Here is a 560-nt window from a genome sequence, read left to right on the forward strand (position 1 = left end):
CTGATCAGCCGCGCCGAAGCCGCCCGCCGCCTCAACGAGGCACGCGATCTGGGCCCGCGCCACGGCCTGACCGGCGACCCGCTGGGCCCGATGCTGCCCGCCACCGCCGCCGGACAACGCCGGGGCGAGCTGGGCGCGGGCCAGGTCGCGGTGATCCGCAAGTTCTACCACCAGCTACCCGGCTGGATCGACACGCCCACCCGCGAGCAGGCCGAAGCGCGATTGGCCACCGAAGGCAGCCGGTTTCGCCCCGAACAACTCGCCGGACTGGCCCGCACCCTGGCCGACTGCCTCAACCCCGACGGCACCTACACCGACGACGACCGCGCGCGGGCGCGCGGCCTGACCCTGGGCAACCAGCAACCCGACGGCATGTCGCCGCTGCGCGGCTGGCTCACCCCCGAAACCCGCGCCACCCTCGAAGCCGTCCTAGCCAAACTCGCCGCCCCCGGCATGTGCAACCCCCACGACGACGCCCCCTGCGTGGACGGCAGTCCCAGTGAACAGGTGATCGAACGGGATTCGCGCAGCACCGCCCAACGCAACCACGACGGACTCAA

General features: G+C 72.7%; 1 protein-coding gene. It reads left to right on the forward strand.

Features of this window, described 5'->3' with window-relative positions; genetic code table 11:
- The coding region (locus tag A5622_RS21000) for a DUF222 domain-containing protein (protein WP_156753041.1) at positions 1 to 560 on the forward strand (560 nt) is incomplete at both ends.

The sequence above is a fragment of the Mycobacterium sp. 1245801.1 genome, assembly GCF_001673055.1.
Classification (GTDB): Bacteria; Actinomycetota; Actinomycetes; order Mycobacteriales; family Mycobacteriaceae; genus Mycobacterium; species Mycobacterium europaeum_A.